The sequence below is a fragment of the Paracoccus sediminilitoris genome (assembly GCF_003259195.1).
Lineage (GTDB): Bacteria > Pseudomonadota > Alphaproteobacteria > Rhodobacterales > Rhodobacteraceae > Paracoccus > Paracoccus sediminilitoris.
The window spans coordinates 99,328-118,301 of sequence record NZ_QJPK01000010.1 but is presented as its reverse complement, the minus strand read 5'-3'; the positions used below and the strand labels follow the sequence as shown (position 1 = coordinate 118,301).

20 protein-coding genes are annotated in these 18,974 nt (G+C 65.3%); 13 read left to right on the top strand and 7 right to left on the bottom strand.

Translation table 11 applies throughout. The features are described 5' to 3' along the window. Positions 1–14: 14 nt before the first annotated feature. Positions 15–1,037, bottom strand: coding sequence for a sugar ABC transporter substrate-binding protein (locus tag DKT70_RS10580; protein ID WP_111559123.1), 1,023 nt, complete (start codon positions 1,035–1,037; stop codon positions 15–17). A gap of 125 nt (positions 1,038–1,162) precedes the next feature. Here DKT70_RS10580 and DKT70_RS10575 point away from each other — a divergent pair, with 125 nt between their 5' ends. The 4 genes from DKT70_RS10575 to DKT70_RS10560 all read left to right on the top strand — a co-directional run bounded on the left by DKT70_RS10575 (position 1,163) and on the right by DKT70_RS10560 (position 5,185). After that, a complete protein-coding gene (locus DKT70_RS10575) occupies positions 1,163–2,275 on the top strand; it encodes an ROK family transcriptional regulator (protein ID WP_158529997.1) in 1,113 nt (370 codons plus the stop codon). 143 nt (positions 2,276–2,418) lie between these two features. Continuing rightward, complete coding sequence (gene rpsD, locus DKT70_RS10570; protein WP_072296971.1) at positions 2,419–3,039, top strand: 30S ribosomal protein S4; 621 nt, start codon at positions 2,419–2,421, stop codon at positions 3,037–3,039. A 128-nt stretch (positions 3,040–3,167) separates the two neighbouring features. Continuing rightward, positions 3,168–4,259 carry a histidinol-phosphate transaminase gene (gene hisC, locus DKT70_RS10565; RefSeq protein ID WP_111559100.1) on the top strand — a complete coding sequence of 364 codons (1,092 nt, stop codon included), beginning with the start codon at positions 3,168–3,170 and terminating at the stop codon, positions 4,257–4,259. Beyond that, on the top strand, positions 4,256–5,185 hold the full coding sequence (locus DKT70_RS10560; RefSeq protein ID WP_111559122.1) for a prephenate/arogenate dehydrogenase family protein: 930 nt from the start codon (positions 4,256–4,258) through the stop codon (positions 5,183–5,185). Before hisC ends, DKT70_RS10560 begins: the two co-directional genes overlap by 4 nt. 3 nt (positions 5,186–5,188) lie before the next feature. Here DKT70_RS10560 and DKT70_RS10555 read toward each other — a convergent pair whose 3' ends face one another. Further along, complete coding sequence (locus DKT70_RS10555) at positions 5,189–6,205, bottom strand: DUF2125 domain-containing protein (protein ID WP_111559099.1); 1,017 nt, start codon at positions 6,203–6,205, stop codon at positions 5,189–5,191. A 49-nt stretch (positions 6,206–6,254) separates the two neighbouring features. Between DKT70_RS10555 and DKT70_RS10550 the strand changes: the two genes are divergently transcribed. The 3 genes from DKT70_RS10550 (at position 6,255) to DKT70_RS10540 (ending at position 9,877) form a co-directional block, all read left to right on the top strand. After that, positions 6,255–6,821, top strand: coding sequence for a gamma-glutamylcyclotransferase (locus tag DKT70_RS10550; protein ID WP_111559098.1), 567 nt, complete (start codon positions 6,255–6,257; stop codon positions 6,819–6,821). A gap of 173 nt (positions 6,822–6,994) precedes the next feature. Further along, complete coding sequence (locus DKT70_RS10545) at positions 6,995–8,206, top strand: biopolymer transporter ExbB (protein WP_111559121.1); 1,212 nt, start codon at positions 6,995–6,997, stop codon at positions 8,204–8,206. Positions 8,207–8,209: 3 nt separating this feature from the next. Further along, a complete protein-coding gene (locus DKT70_RS10540; protein ID WP_111559097.1) occupies positions 8,210–9,877 on the top strand; it encodes a peptidoglycan -binding protein in 1,668 nt (555 codons plus the stop codon). Here DKT70_RS10540 and DKT70_RS10535 read toward each other — a convergent pair. Genes DKT70_RS10535 through DKT70_RS10525 form a run of 3 tightly spaced genes read right to left on the bottom strand, consistent with a single transcriptional unit; the run spans position 9,874 to position 12,019 of the window. Further along, positions 9,874–10,209 carry an SMR family transporter gene (locus DKT70_RS10535; RefSeq protein WP_146612616.1) on the bottom strand — a complete coding sequence of 112 codons (336 nt, stop codon included), beginning with the start codon at positions 10,207–10,209 and terminating at the stop codon, positions 9,874–9,876. The genes DKT70_RS10540 and DKT70_RS10535 overlap by 4 nt on opposite strands. Continuing rightward, positions 10,209–11,249 (bottom strand): YihY/virulence factor BrkB family protein, encoded by a 1,041-nt coding sequence (locus tag DKT70_RS10530; RefSeq protein WP_111559096.1) that lies wholly within the window; start codon positions 11,247–11,249, stop codon positions 10,209–10,211. The genes DKT70_RS10535 and DKT70_RS10530 overlap by 1 nt, the downstream gene beginning before the upstream one ends. A gap of 14 nt (positions 11,250–11,263) precedes the next feature. Continuing rightward, positions 11,264–12,019 carry a hypothetical protein gene (locus DKT70_RS10525; protein ID WP_111559095.1) on the bottom strand — a complete coding sequence of 252 codons (756 nt, stop codon included), beginning with the start codon at positions 12,017–12,019 and terminating at the stop codon, positions 11,264–11,266. Positions 12,020–12,163: 144 nt separating this feature from the next. Here DKT70_RS10525 and purB point away from each other — a divergent pair, with 144 nt between their 5' ends. The 4 genes from purB to gap all read left to right on the top strand — a co-directional run bounded on the left by purB (position 12,164) and on the right by gap (position 15,866). Then, positions 12,164–13,477: an adenylosuccinate lyase gene (gene purB, locus DKT70_RS10520; RefSeq protein ID WP_111559094.1), complete on the top strand. Its 1,314-nt coding sequence runs from the start codon at positions 12,164–12,166 to the stop codon at positions 13,475–13,477. Between the two features lie 79 nt (positions 13,478–13,556). Then, positions 13,557–14,567 (top strand): FliG C-terminal domain-containing protein, encoded by a 1,011-nt coding sequence (locus DKT70_RS10515; RefSeq protein WP_158529995.1) that lies wholly within the window; start codon positions 13,557–13,559, stop codon positions 14,565–14,567. Positions 14,568–14,632: 65 nt separating this feature from the next. Beyond that, positions 14,633–14,776: a hypothetical protein gene (locus tag DKT70_RS18180; protein ID WP_170864123.1), complete on the top strand. Its 144-nt coding sequence runs from the start codon at positions 14,633–14,635 to the stop codon at positions 14,774–14,776. Between the two features lie 88 nt (positions 14,777–14,864). Then, positions 14,865–15,866, top strand: coding sequence for a type I glyceraldehyde-3-phosphate dehydrogenase (gene gap, locus DKT70_RS10505; protein ID WP_111559092.1), 1,002 nt, complete (start codon positions 14,865–14,867; stop codon positions 15,864–15,866). A 51-nt stretch (positions 15,867–15,917) separates the two neighbouring features. Here gap and DKT70_RS10500 read toward each other — a convergent pair whose 3' ends face one another. Both DKT70_RS10500 and DKT70_RS10495 read right to left on the bottom strand, forming a co-directional pair. After that, on the bottom strand, positions 15,918–16,670 hold the full coding sequence (locus tag DKT70_RS10500) for an SDR family oxidoreductase (protein WP_111559091.1): 753 nt from the start codon (positions 16,668–16,670) through the stop codon (positions 15,918–15,920). 59 nt (positions 16,671–16,729) lie between these two features. After that, positions 16,730–17,044: an antibiotic ABC transporter gene (locus tag DKT70_RS10495; RefSeq protein ID WP_233490521.1), complete on the bottom strand. Its 315-nt coding sequence runs from the start codon at positions 17,042–17,044 to the stop codon at positions 16,730–16,732. A gap of 157 nt (positions 17,045–17,201) precedes the next feature. Here DKT70_RS10495 and pyrC point away from each other — a divergent pair, with 157 nt between their 5' ends. Then, on the top strand, positions 17,202–18,245 hold the full coding sequence (gene pyrC, locus DKT70_RS10490) for a dihydroorotase (protein ID WP_111559090.1): 1,044 nt from the start codon (positions 17,202–17,204) through the stop codon (positions 18,243–18,245). After that, positions 18,242–18,913 (top strand): orotate phosphoribosyltransferase, encoded by a 672-nt coding sequence (locus DKT70_RS10485; protein ID WP_111559089.1) that lies wholly within the window; start codon positions 18,242–18,244, stop codon positions 18,911–18,913. Before pyrC ends, DKT70_RS10485 begins: the two co-directional genes overlap by 4 nt. The last annotated feature ends 61 nt before the right edge of the window (positions 18,914–18,974 follow it).

Below are 18,974 nucleotides of genomic sequence, written 5' to 3'. Positions count from 1 at the left end.
TGGTCGGGCGGGGATCAGCCCCAGCAACGCTCCAGGCCTTCTTCGACGCTGATCGACTCGACGCCTTCGACGGCTTCATCCGTGACCAGGTTGACGCCGGTATTGGTGAAGTCCAGACCTTCGCTGGTCTCGGGCTTGGTGCCGTCCTTGGCAAAGGCTGCGATGGCCTCGACGCCCATGGATGCCATCAGCAGCGGATACTGCTGCGAGGTGGCGCCGATGACGCCTTCCTGGACGTTGGTCACACCCGGGCAACCACCATCGACCGAAACGATCAGCACGTCGCTTTCCTTGCCGAACGACTTCAGCGCCTCATAGGCACCGGCCGCGGCGGGTTCGTTGATGGTATAGACCAGGTTGATGCCCGGGTCCTTCTGCAGCAGGGCTTCCATCGCCTCGCGGCCGCCTTCCTCGTTTCCCGAGGTGACGTCGTGGCCGACGATGCGCGCGTCATCCTCGTCACCGATCTGGTTCTCATCCTTGACGTCGATGCCGAAGCCTTCCAGGAAGCCCTGGTCGCGCAGCACGTCAACCGACGGCGATGCGGCCGACAGGTCCAGCATGGCGATCTTGGCATCGGCAGCCGCATCACCCATCTTGCCCGCGGCCCATGCGCCGATCAGGCGACCGGCTTCACGGTTGTCGGTGGCAAAGGTCGCATCGGCCGCGTCGATCGGGTCCAGCGGCGTGTCCAGTGCGATGACCAGCATGCCGTTGTCACGGGCCTGGCTCAGCGAATCGACGATGGCCTTGGTGTCGGATGCGGCGATCAGGATGCCCTTGGCACCCGCCGCGATGCAGCTTTCGACGGCCTGCTGCTGGGTTTCGTGGTCACCATCGACCTTGCCGGCAAAGGTCATCAGCTCGATCCCAAGCTCATTGGCCTTCTCGGTCGCGCCTTCCTTCATCTTAACGAAGAACGGGTTGATGTCGGTCTTGGTGATCAGACAGGCTTTGGTGGTGTCCTGCGCTTGGGCAAAACCTGCCGAAAAGGCAAGCACCGACAAGGCGACGGACGCGCGGAAAACAGTCTTCATGGTCACTTTACAAATCTCCTCCAGCATGGCGGTTCCTCGGCCGCCTTGAAGATAGAAAGCATCAAGAAATAGCACTTGTCAATAAATCAATCATGTTGATTAATGCGATTTCGGAGGAGAACCGCATGCCAACTGATCGTGTCGACCCCGGCCGGATCAGCCGGAACGAAAGGCTCGTGCTGTCGCTGATACGACGCCACGGCCCCCTGTCGCGTGCCGCCCTGTCGCAGCATATCGACCTGTCGGCGCAGTCGGTCACCAACCTGACGCGCAAGCTGATCCAGGCGGGCCTCTTGGAGGCCGAGGCCGCGGTCAGGGGCAAGGTCGGCCAGCCCTCGACCCCCTTGGCGCTGGCGCCCGGCGGCGCGCTGTTCCTGGGACTGAAGATCGGGCGCCGGCTGGCCGAACTGGCCCTGGTGGATTTCACCGGCCAGGTCCGCATGCACCGCCAGGAGGTCTATGCCTTTCCCGATCCCGAACGCGTCCTGGCCTTTGCCCGCCATGGGCTGGCCACCATTCTGAACTCTCTGCGCGCCGATGAAATGCGCCGCCTGATGGGTCTGGGCATCGCCGCACCCTATCGGCTGTGGGACTGGGGCAGCGACATGGAAGCATGGCTGAATGTCGATCTGCATCGCATCCTGGAGGCCGAGATGCCCTTCCCGGTCTTTCTGGAAAACGACGCCACCACCGCCTGCGCGGCCCAGTTGATCTTTGGCGGCCAGCCGCTGCCCCCCGATTTCCTGCACGCCTATGTCGCCCATTTCGCGGGCGGCGGCATCGTGCTGGACGGCGCCCTGCGCCATGGGCCACAGCGAAATGCCGCAGCCTTGGGATCGATGCCCATTCCGGGCGGTGGCCAGTTGCTCGACGTCGCCTCGGTCGCGGCGCTGGAACGTGATATCGGCCATGTGCTGCCCCCCGACGATTCGGGCTGGAACGTTCCCTTGCAGCAAGAAATCGAATGGGCCGAACGGGCTGGCAAGGCCCTGGCCTTTGTCGCCCTGTCGGCGGTCGCGCTGGCCGACCTGCCGCTGGTGGTGATCGACGGCGCGCTGCCTTCGGCCACGCGGACACGCCTGGCCCAGGCCACCCGCCATGCGCTGTCGCAGGAACCTGCCGCCGGCATCGACCTGCCCCAGGTGATCGAAGGCACTTTGGGCCGCAGCGCCCGGATTTTGGGGGCGGCGGCCCTGCCCCTGTCGCATTTCTTCCAGCCCGACGGCACCTTGGCCTGAATTGAGGGGCTTTGCGGTTGACGCGGACGCGAACCCCTGTATAAGCCGCGACTTCATTGGTGTTGGTGGACCCTGCAAGGGGAACCCTGTCAGGCGCAAGCCAGAGGACAACGCCCTTCGTAACGACCAGAAGGAGATCAGCCGTGACCAAACGCACGTCTGCCAAGTACAAAATCGACCGCCGCATGGGCGAAAACATCTGGGGCCGCGCCAAGTCGCCGGTCAACCGTCGCGAATACGGCCCCGGCCAGCACGGTCAGCGCCGCAAGAACAAGCTGTCGGACTTCGGCACCCAGCTGCGCGCCAAGCAGAAGCTCAAGGGCTATTACGGCGATCTGACCGAAAAGCAATTCCGTCGCATCTTCGGCGAAGCCGAACGCGTCAAGGGCGACACCGGTGAGAACCTGGTAGGTCTGCTGGAGCGCCGCCTGGACGCGATCGTCTATCGCGCCAAGTTCGTCGCCACGATCTTTGCTGCACGCCAGTTCGTGAACCACGGCCACGTGGAAGTGAACGGCCAGCGCGTCAACATCCCGTCCTATCGCGTCAAGGAAGGCGATGTCATCTCGATCCGCGAGCGTTCGCGCCAGCTGGCCGTCGTGCTGGAAGCCGTCGCCCTGACCGAGCGTGACGTTCCCGACTATATCGAAGCGGACCACAACAAGATGACCGCGACCTTCGTGCGCACCCCGGCCCTGGGCGACATCCCCTACGCCGTGCAGATGGAACCGAACCTGGTCGTCGAATTCTACGCGAAGAACTGATCTTCGCCCATATCGACTGCTGCAAAGGGTCGCATCCTCGGGATGCGGCCCTTTTTCATATCAGCCCTGTTGGGGTCTTTCATAACGCGGATCGGCAGATTAGACGGGGCGGGACAAAGGATGGACCCATGACCCAGATACCCGTGCAGCCCGGCATCATGGACATCGCGCTTTATGTCAGCGGCGAAAGCACGCTGCAGGGGCGCGCGGACGTGTTGAAACTGTCCTCGAACGAAAACCCGTTGGGCTGCAGCCCCGCGGCGCAGGCGGCCTTTGCGGCGGCCTCGGCGGATCTGCATCGATATCCGAACACCGATCACAAATCGCTGCGCGCGGCCATCGGCCAGATCTGCGACTTGGACCCCGACCGGATCATCTGCGGCGTCGGTTCCGACGAGGTCCTGCAGTTCATCACCCATGCCTATGCCGGCAATGGCGATGAGATCATCACCACCGAGCACGGCTTTTCCATGTATCCGATCCTGGCCCGCATGGTCGGCGCGGTGCCCGTGACGGTTCCCGAACGCGAACGCCGCGTCGATGTCCGGGCGATCCTGGATGCCGTCACCGACCGCACGCGGATCGTCTTCATTGCCAATCCTGCCAACCCCACCGGCACGATGTTGGACGCTGACGAGCTGCAGCAGCTGGTCGATGGCCTCCCCGACCGCGTGATCCTGGTTCATGACGGCGCCTATACGGAATTCGCCGCGGGCTTCGACGGGGGTGCGTCGCTGGTGGATCGTCATCCGAATGTCATCATGACGCGCACCTTCTCCAAGATCCACGGGCTGGGCGGGTTGCGGATCGGTTGGGGCTATGCCGCGCGCCAGATCATCGACGTGCTGAACCGCGTGCGCCAGCCCTTCAACCTGTCCAACGCCCAGATGGCCGCCGCCGAGGCCGCGATCCGCGACACCGGCTTCACCGCAAACTGCGCGGATCTGAACGGACGGATGCGCGACTGGTTGCGCCAGTCGATGATCCAGATGGGCATCGATTGCGACGAAAGCTTTGCGAATTTCGTGCTGGCCCGCTTTGACAGCGCGGACACCGCCGCCGCCGCCGATGCCGCCCTGCGCCAGGATGGCATCCTGGTGCGCCGCGTTGGCGGCTATGGCCTGCCCGCCGCCCTGCGCATCACGGTGGGCGATGAGGACGGATGCCGCCGCGTCATCGCCACCCTTGGCAGCTTCATGGCCGCGCGGAGGCCCGCATGACCCGTGCCTATGACCGCGTCGCGCTGATCGGTCTGGGACTGATCGCGGGGTCGATGTCGCATGCCATCCGCGCGGGCGGGCTTGCCGGCCACGTCGCGGGCTATGCGCGCAGCGAAAAGACCCGCCAGACCGCGCGCGAGATCGATCTTTGCGACAGCGTCCATGACGACATCGCCGATGCCGTGCGCGGCGCCGATCTGGTGGTCTTGGCCGTTCCGGTGGGTGCCATGGGCGAGGTGATGGAACAGATCGCCCCGCATCTGGCGCCGGGCGCGACGGTGACCGATGTCGGTTCGGTCAAGCAATCCGTGATCGAGGCCGTCCTGCCGCATCTGCCCCAAGGGGTTCATTTCGTGCCGGGGCACCCGCTGGCGGGGACCGAACATTCGGGGCCGACCTCTGGCTTTGCGACGCTGTTCGCGAATCGCTGGTGGCTGCTGACCCCCCTGCCCGACAGCGATCCGGACGCCACGGCGCGGCTGGACCGCCTGATCACCGCGATAGGGGCCAAGACCGACGTGATGGACGCGGCCCATCACGACCTGGTGCTGGCCGTGACCAGCCATGCCCCGCACCTGATCGCCTATACGATGGTGGGCGTCGCCGATCACCTGCGCCGCGTTTCCGGCGAGGAGGTCATCCAGTATTCCGCCGCCGGTTTCCGCGACTTCACCCGCATCGCCGCCAGCGACCCGACCATGTGGCGCGATGTCTTTCTGCACAACAAGGATGCCACGCTGGACATCCTGGGCCGCTTCACCGAGGAGCTGTTCGTCCTGCAGCGCGCCATCCGCATGGGCGACGGCCAGCAGTTGCACGATTACTTCACCCGCACGCGGGCGATCCGTCGCAGCATCATCGACGCGGGCCAAGACACGGGTGCGCCCGATTTCGGACGCACGCCGGGGGCCAAACCCTCGCAGTAAGGGTCAGATCGCGCCGAAGGGCGGGGCGGCGCCGATGGGAATGCCGCCCAACAGGATCTGGCCGCCGCTCAGCTGCACGGGCAGGCGGACCTGGCCTTGGGCGGGTTCGGGAAAATCGGGACCGGGCAGGTCGGCGTCGATCGCGGTCCTGGCCAACTGCTCCAACCCTGCGCTCAGCAGCATGCGGGCCGGGCCGGGGATCAGCCCCATCTGCGATGCCTGGTCGATCATCTGCCGGGCGTCGGCGGTATAGAGGGCGACCTGCCCCTCGGTCAGACCGTTCGGATCGCGCACGATCCGCCCCACCACGCGCAGCGACAGCGGACCTGCGCCGATGGTCAGCCCTTCGGTCTGCCAGCCGACCACCGAAGGCGTCGCCTGCCCCCGGACCGATGGCGTCCCGTCCAGCCACAGCAGCAGGTCGCCGCCAAGACTGACCGGGTCGGGAATGCCGTTCAGATCAATCCCCATCTGCGACAGCAGCCGCGTCTGGACCGCCCCCAGTCCCAGGCGTGCCTGATAGGCCGCGCGCGCCGCCAAGGGCGCGTCCGGCCCAAGGCGCGTCATCTGCATGTCCAGGTCCAGGCCTTCGATCACCGGCGCGCCATCCAGCGACACTTGTTCGGCCGTCACCGCGATGTGGTCGGGCGCCAAGCGCTTCAAAGGGGCCAGCCGGATGGTCGCATGCGGGTCGTCCAGCCCAAGCGCATAGGTTTGCCCGGCGATGGTCACCTGCCCTTCCCGGGGCAGGATCAACCGCGCGGTGGTCGGCGATTGCGGCGATATCTGCACCTCGGCCCATGGCAGGGTGATCCCGCCCGCCGGATCGGCGAAGGCCGGCTGTTCGATCCGCATGCCGAATTGCGGCGGCTGGCGCAGGGGCCGGACCGTGGTCGCCTGCAACGCCGGATCGCCCGCGATCAGTTCGGCCACGCGCCGGCTTGCCAGGGTCTCGCCCCCCGCCCACAGGCCGACCACCGCCGCGGCGACAAGCCCTATGCCGATGAAAGCCCTGAACATGCGACCCGCCTCTTTTTTCTGCCCGTCTGGTGGCTTACCTTTGCCGACAATGGAAAAAACGACAACGCATAAGATCGAATGGGTCTTCGGTTATGGTTCGCTGATCTGGAACCCCGGCTTTACCCCCCTCGAAATCGCCCCTGCGCGACTGGCAGGCTTTGCGCGCAGCTTCTGCCTGCGCTCGATCGAGCATCGCGGCACGCGTGAATTGCCTGGGCTGGTGCTGGGCCTTGACGAGGACCCGCAGGCCGCCTGCCGCGGCGTGGCCTTGCGCATCGCACCCCAGGACCATGACAGCGTCCTGGCCTATCTGCGCGCCCGTGAACTGGTGACCGAAGCCTATCGCGAGGAAATCCTGCCATTGCAGCTGGAGGACGGGCGCCACGTCCATGCGCTGGCCTATGTGATGCGGCGCGATCATTGGCAATATGCGGGCGGGCTGCCGCATGACGAACAGGCGCGCATTATCGCCGCCGCCCATGGCGGGCGTGGTCCAAACGCCGATTACCTGCACAACACCGCATCCCATCTGGCCGATATCGGCATGGCCGATGACGAACTGGACCGCCTGTCCCAGGCGGTGCGTGCCCTTCAGGCGTCCATGCCCCGGCCCTGAGCGCCCAGCCCTTCGGAATGCTTGGCAAGTGACGGGGGCTTCCCTACACTTGGCCGAAAAGCATCGAAGGGACGGGTATTTACGTGAGTGATCCGACATCTGGCGACCCCCGCGCCCCCGGGCGGCTGACCCTTGGCGAACGCCGCATCACCGCGACGCGCGACCAGGCCCTGATGGGCGCCGGTGCGCCGCGCTTTTCGCAGCCGGTGCGCCAGATCCTGCTGATGCTCAGCGTGCTGGCGCTGGTGATGATCGGGGGTTGGCTGACCTATGGGCGCATCCTGCCGATCTTCATGGCGAACACTTGGCTGAACGGGCTGATCCTGGCGGTCTTCGGGGTGGGCGTGCTGGCCTGTTTCTGGCAGCTGGCGCAGCTGGTCCGATCGGTCAGCTGGATCGAAGGCTTTGCCGCGCGCCGCCGTGGCGCGGAAACCGCCGCGCCCGATGCCCAGGCACCACGTCTGCTGGCACCGCTGGCCGCGCTGCTGGGTGCGCGGGGTCCCGCGGGCGGTGTGATCTCGACGGGATCGGCGCGATCGATCTTGGATTCGGTGGCGACGCGCATCGACGAATTGCGCGACATTACACGATACCTGGCCAACCTGCTGATCTTTCTTGGCCTGCTGGGCACGTTCTATGGTCTGGCGACCACAGTGCCCGCCGTCGTGGAAACGATCCGGGCGCTGGCGCCGCAGGATGGCGAAACCGGGCTTGATGTCTTTGACAAGCTGATGACCGGCCTCGAGGCGCAGCTGGGGGGCATGGCGACGGCGTTCTCGTCATCCTTGCTGGGTCTGGCGGGGTCGCTGGTTGTGGGGCTGCTGGAGCTGTTCGTGACCCATGGCCAGAACCGTTTCTATCGCGAGCTGGAGGAGTGGATGTCGGGCTTTACCCGCATCAGCTTGGCTGGCAGCGAAGGCGACGGCGTCGATCAGGCCGCCCTGGCGGGTTTCCTGGAACAGATGGCCGGGCAGATGGACCGCCTGCAAAACTATCACGCCGACCGCGACACCATGCGCGAGGAAGCCGCCCTGATGGCCGACGAACGCGTCGTCGTCATGGCGCAGGCGATCGAGGCGCTGGTCCAGCGCCCCGATGACGGCAACGCCACGCTGATCGACAGCCTGAACCGGCTGGCCGACGGGCAGGACAGGCTGCTGACGGCCCTGGCCGACCGCCCCCAGACCGCCCCCGACCTGTCGCGGCTGGAGGATGCGCTGGCCAGCATGACGGCCCAGCTGAACGAAGGCCGCGACGAAATGGTGGCCGAACTGCGTTCCGACATTCTGGTCCTGACACGCGCCGTGCGGGCCGCGCGCTTCGGCGACCCCTTCCGGGACGACCGGCTGCCGGACGATCCGCTGATCCCGCATCGGGGGGCATAGGCGATGCGTCTGGCCCGGGGTTCTTCGGCACAGCGTTTCTCGGCCACGATCTGGCCGGGTTTCGTGGATGCGATGACGGCGCTGTTGATGGTTCTGATGTTCGTGCTGACCATCTTCATGGTGGTGCAATCGGTGCTGCGCGAACAGATCACCACCCAGGACGGCACGATCAGCGACCAGGGGCGGGTCATCTCGGAACAGCAGCAGCAACTGGAGGGGCTGGGCCAGCAGGTGGCATCGCTGAACCGCGCGCTTGGTGCCGCCAATGACGAACGCGACACGCTGGCCAGCGATCTGCAGGCCCAGACCGAACGTGCCGCCGATGCCGAAGCCGCCGCCCGCGAACGCGCCGCCCGCATCACGCGCCTGCGCAGCCAGCTGGACCAAGGCCGACAGGAACTGGAAACCGCGCAATCACGGCTGACCGATTTCGAGGCCGAGGTCGCCACCCTGCTGGCCGCCCGTGCGTCCGATGCGGCGCGTGTCGAGCAGCTGCAATCGGAGGTGAGCGCGGCTGAAGAACGCGCCTCGGCGGCGGAGATGGCCGTGGCAGCCGCGCGTCAGGAAACCGATGAGGCGGCGGAAACCGCCCGACTGGCCGCAGCCCGGCGTGATGCGCTGCAGGCGCTGGTCGCCGAACTGCGGGCCCGCAATGCCGAGACCGATCAGACACTGGCCAGCGTGCAGGGGAACCTGAGCCAGGCCGAGCAGGCCCGCCTGGCCGAGGCCGAGGCCGCGCGTCTGCTGCGGGACCGGCTGGAAAGCGCCGACAGCGAGTTGACCGCGATGACCCTGGCCTTGGAGGAGCAGCGCCGGCAGGCCGAAGACACGCTGACCCTGCTGGCCGCCGCAAATGCTGCCAAGGACGAGGCCGACCTTGAGGCCGCGCGCCGAATGGACGAGGCCGAACGCCAGGCCGCATTGCTGGCCACCGCGCGCCAGGAACTGGCCCAGCAGGATGACCTGACCGAGGACAGCCAGCGCCGCGTTGCCCTGCTGAACGAACAGGTCGCCCAGTTGACGGCCCAAATGGGATCGCTGCAAGCCCTGCTGCAGACCGCCGGAGAGGAACAGGACCAGGCCGAGTTGCAGGTGGCCGAACTGGGCCAGCAGCTGAATGCCGCCCTGCTGCGGGCCGCCGACGAATCGCGCAGGCGGCTGGCGCTGGAGGAGGAGGCCCGCCAGGCCGCCGAGGCGGAGGCGCAGGACCTTTCCCGTTATCGGTCGGAATTCTTTGGCCGGCTGTCGCAGATCCTGTCGGGGCGCGACGGCGTCAAGGTCGTGGGCGATCGCTTCGTTTTTCAGTCGGAAGTGCTGTTCGATCCGGGTGAGGCGACACTCTCGCCCGCAGGTCGCGACCAGATTGCAAGCTTGGCCGTCCTGCTGACCGAGATCTCGGATGAGATCCCCCCCGAGATCGACTGGATCATTCGCGTCGACGGCCATACCGACAATCTGCCCCTGTCGGGCACCGGGCGGTATCGTGACAACTGGGAACTGAGCCAAGGTCGCGCCTTGGCTGTGGTGCGCTATCTGACGGACGAACTGGGCTTTCCCGCGAACCGTCTGGCCCCCACGGGATTTGCCGACACGCGCCCCATAGCGCCGCAGGACACCCCCGAGGACCGCGCCCTGAACCGCCGGATCGAATTGAAGCTGACCGAACGTTAATGCCCGACGGTGTTGGAAAAGACGTTGATCACCACTACCCCGGCCACGATCAGCGTCAGCCCCAGCACGGCGGGCATATCCAGCCTTTGGCCGAAGACGACAAGACCGATGACGGCCACCAAGGCGACTCCGCAAGCGCTCCAGATGGCATAGGCGACGCCCAAGGGCAGAACCTTCAGACTGACCGACAGCAGATAGAAGCTGGCCAGATAGCAAAGAGCCATCGCCAATGTCGGCCACAGCCGGGTGAACTGTGCCGATCGTTGCAGCATCGAGGTACCCAGCACCTCGAGCACGATGGCGGTGATCAGCGGGATATAGGGTGAAGCCATCAAGATGCGTTCTGACCAGATGGTGCCAAGGGTTTCAGACCGGCCATCTTGCGCAGATGGCGATCCAGCTCGGAATTGATCTCGGCGCCGACCAGCACGATGGTTGCGTTCAGCCACAGCCATGTCATCAGCGCGACGACCGCCCCCAAGGAACCGTAGGTTTCGTTGTAATCGGCAAAATTGGCCGCATACCATGAAAACAGCATCGAGGTCGCCACCAGCACCACCGCCGCGAACACTGCGCCCGGCGAAATCCAGCGCCAGCGCGCATCGGGCATGGCGGGCCCCCAACGATAGACTGCCGCCAAGGCCAGAACCAGCACGCTGAACATGATGGGCCAGCGGATCATAGCGACGAAGGTTTCGCTGCCCAGACCAAGGGGCAGATACCCAAGGATGATGGGAACCACCGCGATCACGACCAGCATCATGGCAATCAGCAACAGTCCCCCGATGGTAAAGGCCATCGCGACGATGTTCAGGCGCAGGAAGCTGCGCGTTTCACGCTGAAAGAAGGCGACGTTCAGCGCCGACAGCAGCGCCTTCATGCCGCCATTGGCTGACCAGAAGGCCACCAGCAGTGCGGCGATCCCCGCCAGTGACAAGGCACCCGAAGATGCAGAAGTGATTGACGAGACCTGTTCGCGGATGATGTCAAGCGAACTGGAGGGCAGAAAGCTCTGCAGCATTTCCAAATGCGATTGGATGGTCGAGGGGTCCGCCAGAAGCCCATAGAGCGACACGAAAGCGGTGATGGCGGGGAACAGCGACAACAAACCGAAAAAGGTCACGCCTCCAGCAACCGACGTGACGCGATCCTCTCCGATCTGGGTGAAGATGGATTTGCACAAGGCTACGATGTCGCGAAACCCAAGGTCCCGCAGGCGCGGCATGCGGCCCTTGGGCAGGGAATCGGGCTGCAAGGCGGGTTTTTCCGCCTTGCTCTCGGCCAGGCCGAACCGGCTGCGGGTCTGATCGTCCAAGGGGTCGAAGATCGCGCTGAGTACGCCCGGCCTGTCCTGCATCATCTGTTCCTTCATGCTTTGCGCCAGCCTTACAACCGGTTGATGCGGTGTTCATCCACAGACTGCGCACGATCCGAAGGTGCCTGCGGGGCGGCGGCCTCGCGTTCTGCGGGCGCGCTGCGCGGAGCAGGTGCCGGGCCCGGTGCGCCATTCACCATGGATTTCAGCTGATCGGCGGCAGCCACGAAATCGGCCACGATCGTGGTGGCCTGACGGGACACGCCGCGGAAGCTGTCAAAGGCCGTGACCAGCGATTGGGCGACGCCATTCAGGCCATCGGTCAGTTCGGTCGCGGTGCGCGTCAGGTCCTTGGCGAAATTGCCCCGGTCGCGGCCCTGCCCTGCCTTGGACCGCAGACGCGCCTTGTGGGCTGCATCGTCGCGGGCCTGGGCACGGACGCGACGGCGCATGGCCTCGCGGTCGTCTTCCTCCAGCTGGGCAAAGCGGGGGGCGACGGGGGCGGAACCTGTCAGACGCGGCGGTTCGGGGCGTTCGCTGGCGACCAGCTTACGCGCCGCGATCGAGGTTGCTGCCGTGATCCCGGCCACACCTAAGGCCATGCCGCCCCAGACGATGATCTTGGCGGTCAGCGAGGGTTCGGGCCACGCCTGGCGCCCGTCGGGCGACACACGTCCCGAAGGCGGCACCTTGGTGGACCGCATCGGGCGGTGGGGATAGGGGCTGCCCGTCTTGTGGCCTTCGGGAACGGGGCGGGGGCCAAAGCGTGTCTGGCTGGTTTGATCGGCTTCGGTCAACTCGGGATGGGGGTCGTGGGGGCGGCGCATGGCGTACCTCGTCTTGAATGTCGGTTCTTGTGGACCGAACCCGCCATCGGGGCGGAATGTTCCGCGCGAATGCACGCGGGCGTGATGAAAACTTGCCCCTGCGGCACGTCGGGGCTATGCCCACGACAACCGAAAGGAGCCCCCATGATCCCCCGTTATTCCCGCCCCGAAATGGTCGCCATCTGGTCCCCCGAAACCAAGTTCCGCATCTGGTACGAGATCGAAGCCCATGCCTGCGATGCTCAGGCCGATCTGGGCGTGATCCCGCGCGAAAACGCGGATGCGGTCTGGAAGGCCAAGGATGTCGAATTCGACGTCGCTCGCATCGATGAGATTGAAGCCGTCACCAAGCATGACGTCATTGCCTTCCTGACCCATCTGGCCGAACATGTGGGCAGCGATCAGGCGCGTTTCGTGCACCAGGGCATGACCAGCAGCGACGTGCTGGACACGACGCTGAACGTCCAGCTGGTGCGCGCCGCCGATATCCTGCTGGCCGACATGGACAAGCTGCTGGAGGCGCTGAAGCGCCGCGCCTATGAACATAAGGACACGGTCCGCATCGGCCGCAGCCATGGCATCCACGCCGAACCGACCACGATGGGCCTGACCTTCGCGCGGTTCTATGCCGAAATGGCCCGCGGTCGCGCCCGCCTGCTGGCCGCGCGCGACGAAATCGCCACCGGCGCGATCAGCGGCGCCGTCGGCACCTTCGCCAATATCGACCCCGCGGTCGAGGAGCATGTCTGCGCGAAACTGGGCCTGCGCCCCGAACCCATCAGCACCCAGGTCATTCCGCGCGACCGCCACGCGATGTTCTTTGCCGTGCTGGGCGTCATCGCCAGCAGCATCGAGAACGTCGCCATCGAGATCCGCCACATGCAGCGGACCGAGGTTCTGGAAGCCGAGGAGTTCTTCAGCGCCGGCCAGAAGGGATCGTCCGCGATGCCCCACAAGCGCAACCCGGTCCTGACGGAAAACCTGACCGGTCTGGCGCGCCTGGTCCGCATGGCCGTCATCCCTGCGATGGAGAACGTGGCGCTATGGCATGAACGCGACATTAGCCATTCCTCGGTCGAGCGCGGCATCGCCCCCGATGCGACCATCACGCTGGATTTCGCGCTGAACCGCCTGGCGGGCGTCGTCGACAAGCTGGTCATCTATCCCGAAAACATGCTGCGCAACATGAACCAGTTCAAGGGGCTGGTCATGTCGCAGCGGGTGCTGCTGGCCCTGACGCAGGCCGGTGTCAGCCGCGAGGACAGCTATCGCCTGGTTCAGCGCAACGCCATGAAAGTCTGGGAAAAAGGCGCCGACTTCAAGACCGAGCTGCTGGGTGATGCCGACGTTACCGCCGCCCTGTCGCCCGCCCAGATCGAGGAGAAGTTCGACCTTGGCTATCACACCAAGCATGTCGACACGATCTTCAAGCGGGTTTTCGAACAGGCGCCCCTGTAAAAGCGCCCGCCTGATAACCTTGCGTTAGGGTTGTTCTGCCAATGTGGCGGTCAGGATGATGACCACCGTGGGGGCAGTGATGACAACGCAGATCGGGCTTAGCCAAAGGCAGAAGGCGGCGGTCATCGTGCGCCTTCTGCTGGACGACGATCAGGTCGCGGGACTGGACCGGCTGAACAGCGACGCGCAGACGCTTCTGGCGCAGGAAATGGCCGGGATGCAGCTGATCGACCGGCAGACGCGCGATGCCGTGATCACCGAATTCTGCGACCGGCTTGAATCGGTGGGCGTCACCTTTCCGGGCGACATGGACGGCACGCTGGCGATGCTGGGGGCGCGCATTTCGGATGCCAGCAGCGACCGGGTGCGGCAGGCGGATGCCATTTCGGGGCGGGGTGACCCGTGGGGGCGCATCTGCGCGCTGCCCAATGACGTGCTGATCAAGCTGGCCCAGGCGGAATCGGTCGAACTGGTTGCCCTGATGATGTCCAAGCTGCCGGTCGAGGCGGCCTCGGCCACCTTTCTGGCACTGTCGCGGGACCGGGCGCGGTCGGTGGCCCAAGCGATGTCGATGACGGCCGCGGTCACGCCTGATGCGTTGAAACGCGTGGGGCTAGTGCTGCTGCAAGCCGCCGATGCCCTGCCCAAACCCGCCATTGCCACGCCTGCCGCCGACCGCATGGGCGCCATCCTGAACTTTGCCACCGCCGATCTGCGCGATGACGTGCTGCAGGTGCTGGAGGAACGCGACACGGGCTTTGCCGAAGGGGTGCGCAAGGCGATCTTCATCTTTGGCCATATCCCCACCCGCGTCGAGCCGCGCGAGGTGCCGCGCATCGTGCGCGATGTCGATCAGGCGGCCCTGATCCGGGCACTGGCGGCGACCGAGCCCGCCGATCAGGCGGCGGCGGAATTCATCCTGTCTAACCTGTCGCAACGCATGGCCGACGGCCTGCGCGAGGAACGCGAGGCGCTTGGCAGGCCCCGTGCCAAGGATGTCGAAGACGCCAAGACCGAGGTCGTCGCCACGATCCGCCGCCTGCAGGAGGAGGGCCAGATCACGCTGCGCATGCCGCAGGACGATGAATAGGACCGCGTGAAAGCGTCTTGCCCCCGAAGGCGCGCCGCGTGATAAACCACCGATCGGAGGCGCAGATGACCAACCAAATCGCAATCGCCCTGCTGCTGCTGATCGCCGCCGCCTTTCTTGTCGATCAAGTCTGGCTGGGGGGGGATCTGCCGCTGTTCGTCGGCAAGACGATGGATCGGTTCATCGAATATTGCGCCTTCTGGCGCTAGGTCGTCATCTGCGCCATTGTCGCGTTTGCATCAGGGTTGCCGTCACGTTAGAGGATGTGCAACCGTCACCTGCTCAAGAGGGGTACCCATGGCAGTCAAGGTCGCCATCAATGGCTTCGGCCGTATCGGTCGCAACGTCCTGCGCGCAATCATCGAATCGGGACGCACCGATATCGAGGTTGTCGCCATCAACGATCTGGGCCCGGTCGAAACGAACGCCCACCTGCTGCGCTATGACAGCGTGCATGGCCGCTTTCCGGCAACGGTCACCGTGGATGGTTCCTCGATCGACGTGGGCCGCGGCCCGATCAAGGTGACCGCCATCCGCAACCCAGCCGAACTGCCTTGGGGCGATGTCGATGTCATCATGGAATGCACCGGCATCTTCACCTCGAAGGAAAAGGTTCAGCCGCACTTGCAGACCGGTGCCAAGCGCGTCCTGATCTCGGCACCCGGCGAAAATGCCGACAAGACCATCGTATTCGGCGTCAACGACGACACGCTGACCGCCGACGACATCGTCGTCTCGAACGCCAGCTGCACCACCAACTGCCTGTCCCCGGTGGTCAAGGTCCTGAACGACACGATCGGCATCGATCGCGGTTTCATGACCACCATCCACAGCTATACCGGCGACCAGCCGACGCTGGACACGATGCACAAGGACCTGTACCGCGCCCGCGCCGCGGCGCTGTCGATGATCCCCACCTCGACCGGTGCGGCCAAGGCCGTGGGCCTGGTGCTGCCGGAACTGAAGGGCAAGCTGGACGGCGTCGCCATCCGCGTGCCGACGCCGAACGTTTCCGTCGTCGACCTGACCTTCGAAGCCAGCCGCGACACCACGGTCGAAGAAATCAACGCCGCCATCAAGGCCGCGGCCGACGGTCCGCTGAAGGGCGTTCTGGGCTATACCGAAGAGCCGCTGGTGTCCTCCGACTTCAACCATGACCCCCATTCGTCGATCTTCCACATGGATCAGACCAAGGTCATGGAAGGCCGGATGGTCCGCATCCTGACCTGGTACGACAATGAATGGGGCTTCTCGAACCGCATGTCCGACACCGCGGTCGCGATGGGCAAGCTGATCTGAACGATCTCAATCTGACGGCGAAAGGGCGGCGGGTTCATCCCGCCGCCCTTTTCATTCGGCATAGATCATCTTGACGCTCATGCCGCCATCGACCACGAAATCCTGCCCCGTGATGAAGCCCGCTTCGTCCGAGGCAAGCCAGGCAACCAACGCCGCCACGTCCGCAGGTCTGCCCACCCGCCCTGCAGGATGCTGCGCCATGTCGGCATGTGAATGTTCGGGGCATTTGCGGTTCGCGCGCTTTTGCCAAGGCGCAGTTTCAATCCAGCCGGGCAAGATGCAATTGGCGCGAATATCGGGACCCAGGCTGACCGACAGCGCCCGGGTAAAGGCCGTCAGCGCCCCCTTGGCGGCGGAATAGGCCTCGGTCTGCGGTTCGGATTGCTGGGCGCGGGTCGATGACATCATCACGATGCTGCCGCCCGCCTTGCGCAGCATCGGAACGGCGGCGCGCGTGCACAGGAATGCCCCCGTTACATGGCTGTCCTGCCAACGCCGCCAGTCACTCAGCGAAAGATCCTCGATCGGTCCGCAAACAGGGTCGGCGATGCCGGCGTTGCAGACCAGCAGGTCCAGACCCTGCCCGTCCAGCCATTCCTGCATCTGATCAAACGCCGACGCGACCTGAGCCTCGTCGCCGACATCGGCTGTCAGAGTCAGGATGTGGCTGTCTTCCTCGGCCAGCTCGGACAGAGCCTCTTCGTCCAGATCCATCGCCGCGACGCGCCAGCCGTCCTGTCGCAGCCTTGCGACGATGCCCTTGCCGATTCCCTGCGCGCCGCCCGTGATCAATGCCGTCTTCATCCCGCCCCCTTTGCTTCGTTGTCATCGAGACAACCATGCGGGGCGAAGACCGTTCCCCTTCAGCCCTTCTTGGCGGTCAGGCGGCGGCTGTTGGCGCGGGTGCGCTTGCCATAGGGGCGAAGCGCAGCCGACATCATGCGTTCGGGGCTGGCGCCGATCATGCCCGCCTTGGCGACGGCGAACATCGCCTCGGACGCGGCGGCCTGCTTTTCGGCGATCATGCGGAAATTCTCGCCCGGAGCTTGGGGCATCAGGCCCATCATGCCGGCCATCCGCATGCCGATGATCAGCTGCGATTCGATCGCCATGCGGGAAAACTGGGTGACAAGGCGCATTTGCGCGGCTGGCAGCACCATGGGCATCATCATGTTCATATACGGATCTTTCCGTGTTGCGACGGCACCGGCGGGATCGGATGATCCAGGGTGCCTGCTCAGATCGTCAGGGGCAACCGCGACCAAGGGCGGAAGGTTCCAAGAAACATGCAGCTGACGCTTGGCAAGACGCCATGACAATGTAAAAGGCACATCCATGACACAGACGCTGACGCTTCGCCGCCCCGACGACTGGCACTTGCATCTGCGCGATGGCGCGATGCTGAAGGCCGTGGCCCCCCATTCCGCAGGCTTTGGCCGCGCGATCATCATGCCGAACCTGGTGCCCCCGGTGGTGACGGGCGCACAGGCATCGGCCTATCGCGACCGGATCATGGCGGCCCTGCCCGCAGGCGCGGCGCTGCAGCCGCAGATGACGCTGTATCTGACCGACGCGACCGATCCTGCCGATGTGGTCGCGGCCTTCAAGGCCGGCATCATCCGCGCGGTCAAACTTTATCCGGCCGGTGCCACGACAAATTCCGACAGCGGCGTGACCGACATGGACCGCGTCCGCCCGGTGCTGGAGGCGATGGCGGAAGCCGGCATCACCCTCTGCGTCCACGGAGAGGTCACCGACCCCGCCATCGACATATTCGACCGCGAGGCGGTGTTCATCGACCGCGTGCTGGACCCGATCCGCCGCAAGGTGCCGGGGCTGCGGGTGGTGATGGAACATATTACCACCTCGGACGGGGTGGATTACGCGCGTTCGGGCGGGAATAATCTGGCCGCGACGATCACGACGCACCATCTGGTCATCAACCGCAACGCCATTCTGGCAGGCGGCATCCGGCCGCATTACTATTGCCTGCCAGTTGCCAAGCGCGAAAGCCACCGTCTGGCGCTGCGCCAGGCCGCCACCAGCGGCGAGGGTCGTTTTTTCCTGGGCACCGACAGCGCGCCGCATCCCGACAGCGCCAAGCTGCAACCCTGCGGATGCGCGGGTTGCTTTACCGCACCGAACACCATGTCGATCCTGGCGCAGGTCTTTCAGGACGACGGCGCGCTGGACCGGCTGGAGGCCTTCACCAGCTTGAACGGGGCGGCCTTCTATCGCATGGCACCGTCTGATGATCGCATCACGCTGGTCCGCCGCGACACCCCCGCCCCCTATCCCGCCACCATTTCCGCCGGAGACGAAGAGGTCACCGTCTTCGACCCCGGCTTCCCCCTCTACTGGCACCCGGAGACCGCATGAGCCTGACCTTCCCCACCCGCGAAGAAATCGCCCGCCTGACCGCCCGGATGCTGTTGGAAATCAAGGCCGTCGATTTCAACGCCGAAACGCCCTTCACCTATGCGTCCGGCCTGAAGGGGCCGACCTATGTCGATTGCCGCCGCATCATCAGCTTTCCGCGCGTCCGCGCCACGCTGATGGATTTCATGGCCGCGACCGTCATGCGCGACGCGGGCTTCGAGGCCTTCGACAATGTCGCAGGCGGTGAGACCGCGGGCATTCCCTTCGGCGCGATGGTGGCCGAACGCCTGTCCCTGCCCATGACCTATGTGCGCAAGAAGCCCAAGGGCTATGGCCGCAACGCCCGCATCGAAGGCGTGATGACCGAAGGCCAGCGCGTGCTGCTGGTCGAGGATCTGACCACCGACGGCGGCTCGAAGCTGTCCTTCGTGGATGCGATCCGCGAAACCGGCGCGACTTGCGCGCATACGGCGGTGATCTTCTACTACGGCATCTTCCCGGAAACCACACAGCGGCTGGCCGATCACGGGGTGCAGCTGCATCACCTGTGCACCTGGTGGGACGTGCTGGCCGAAGCCCGCGAACAGCAGTCCTTCGACGAGGCCACCCTGACCGAGGTCCAAACCTTCCTGACCAATCCCCGTCAATGGCAGGAAGCCAACGCCTGAGGACCCGTTTGTCCACAGGCTATCCACAGAACCATCAACCGAAATCTTGGCGGGGGTCGTG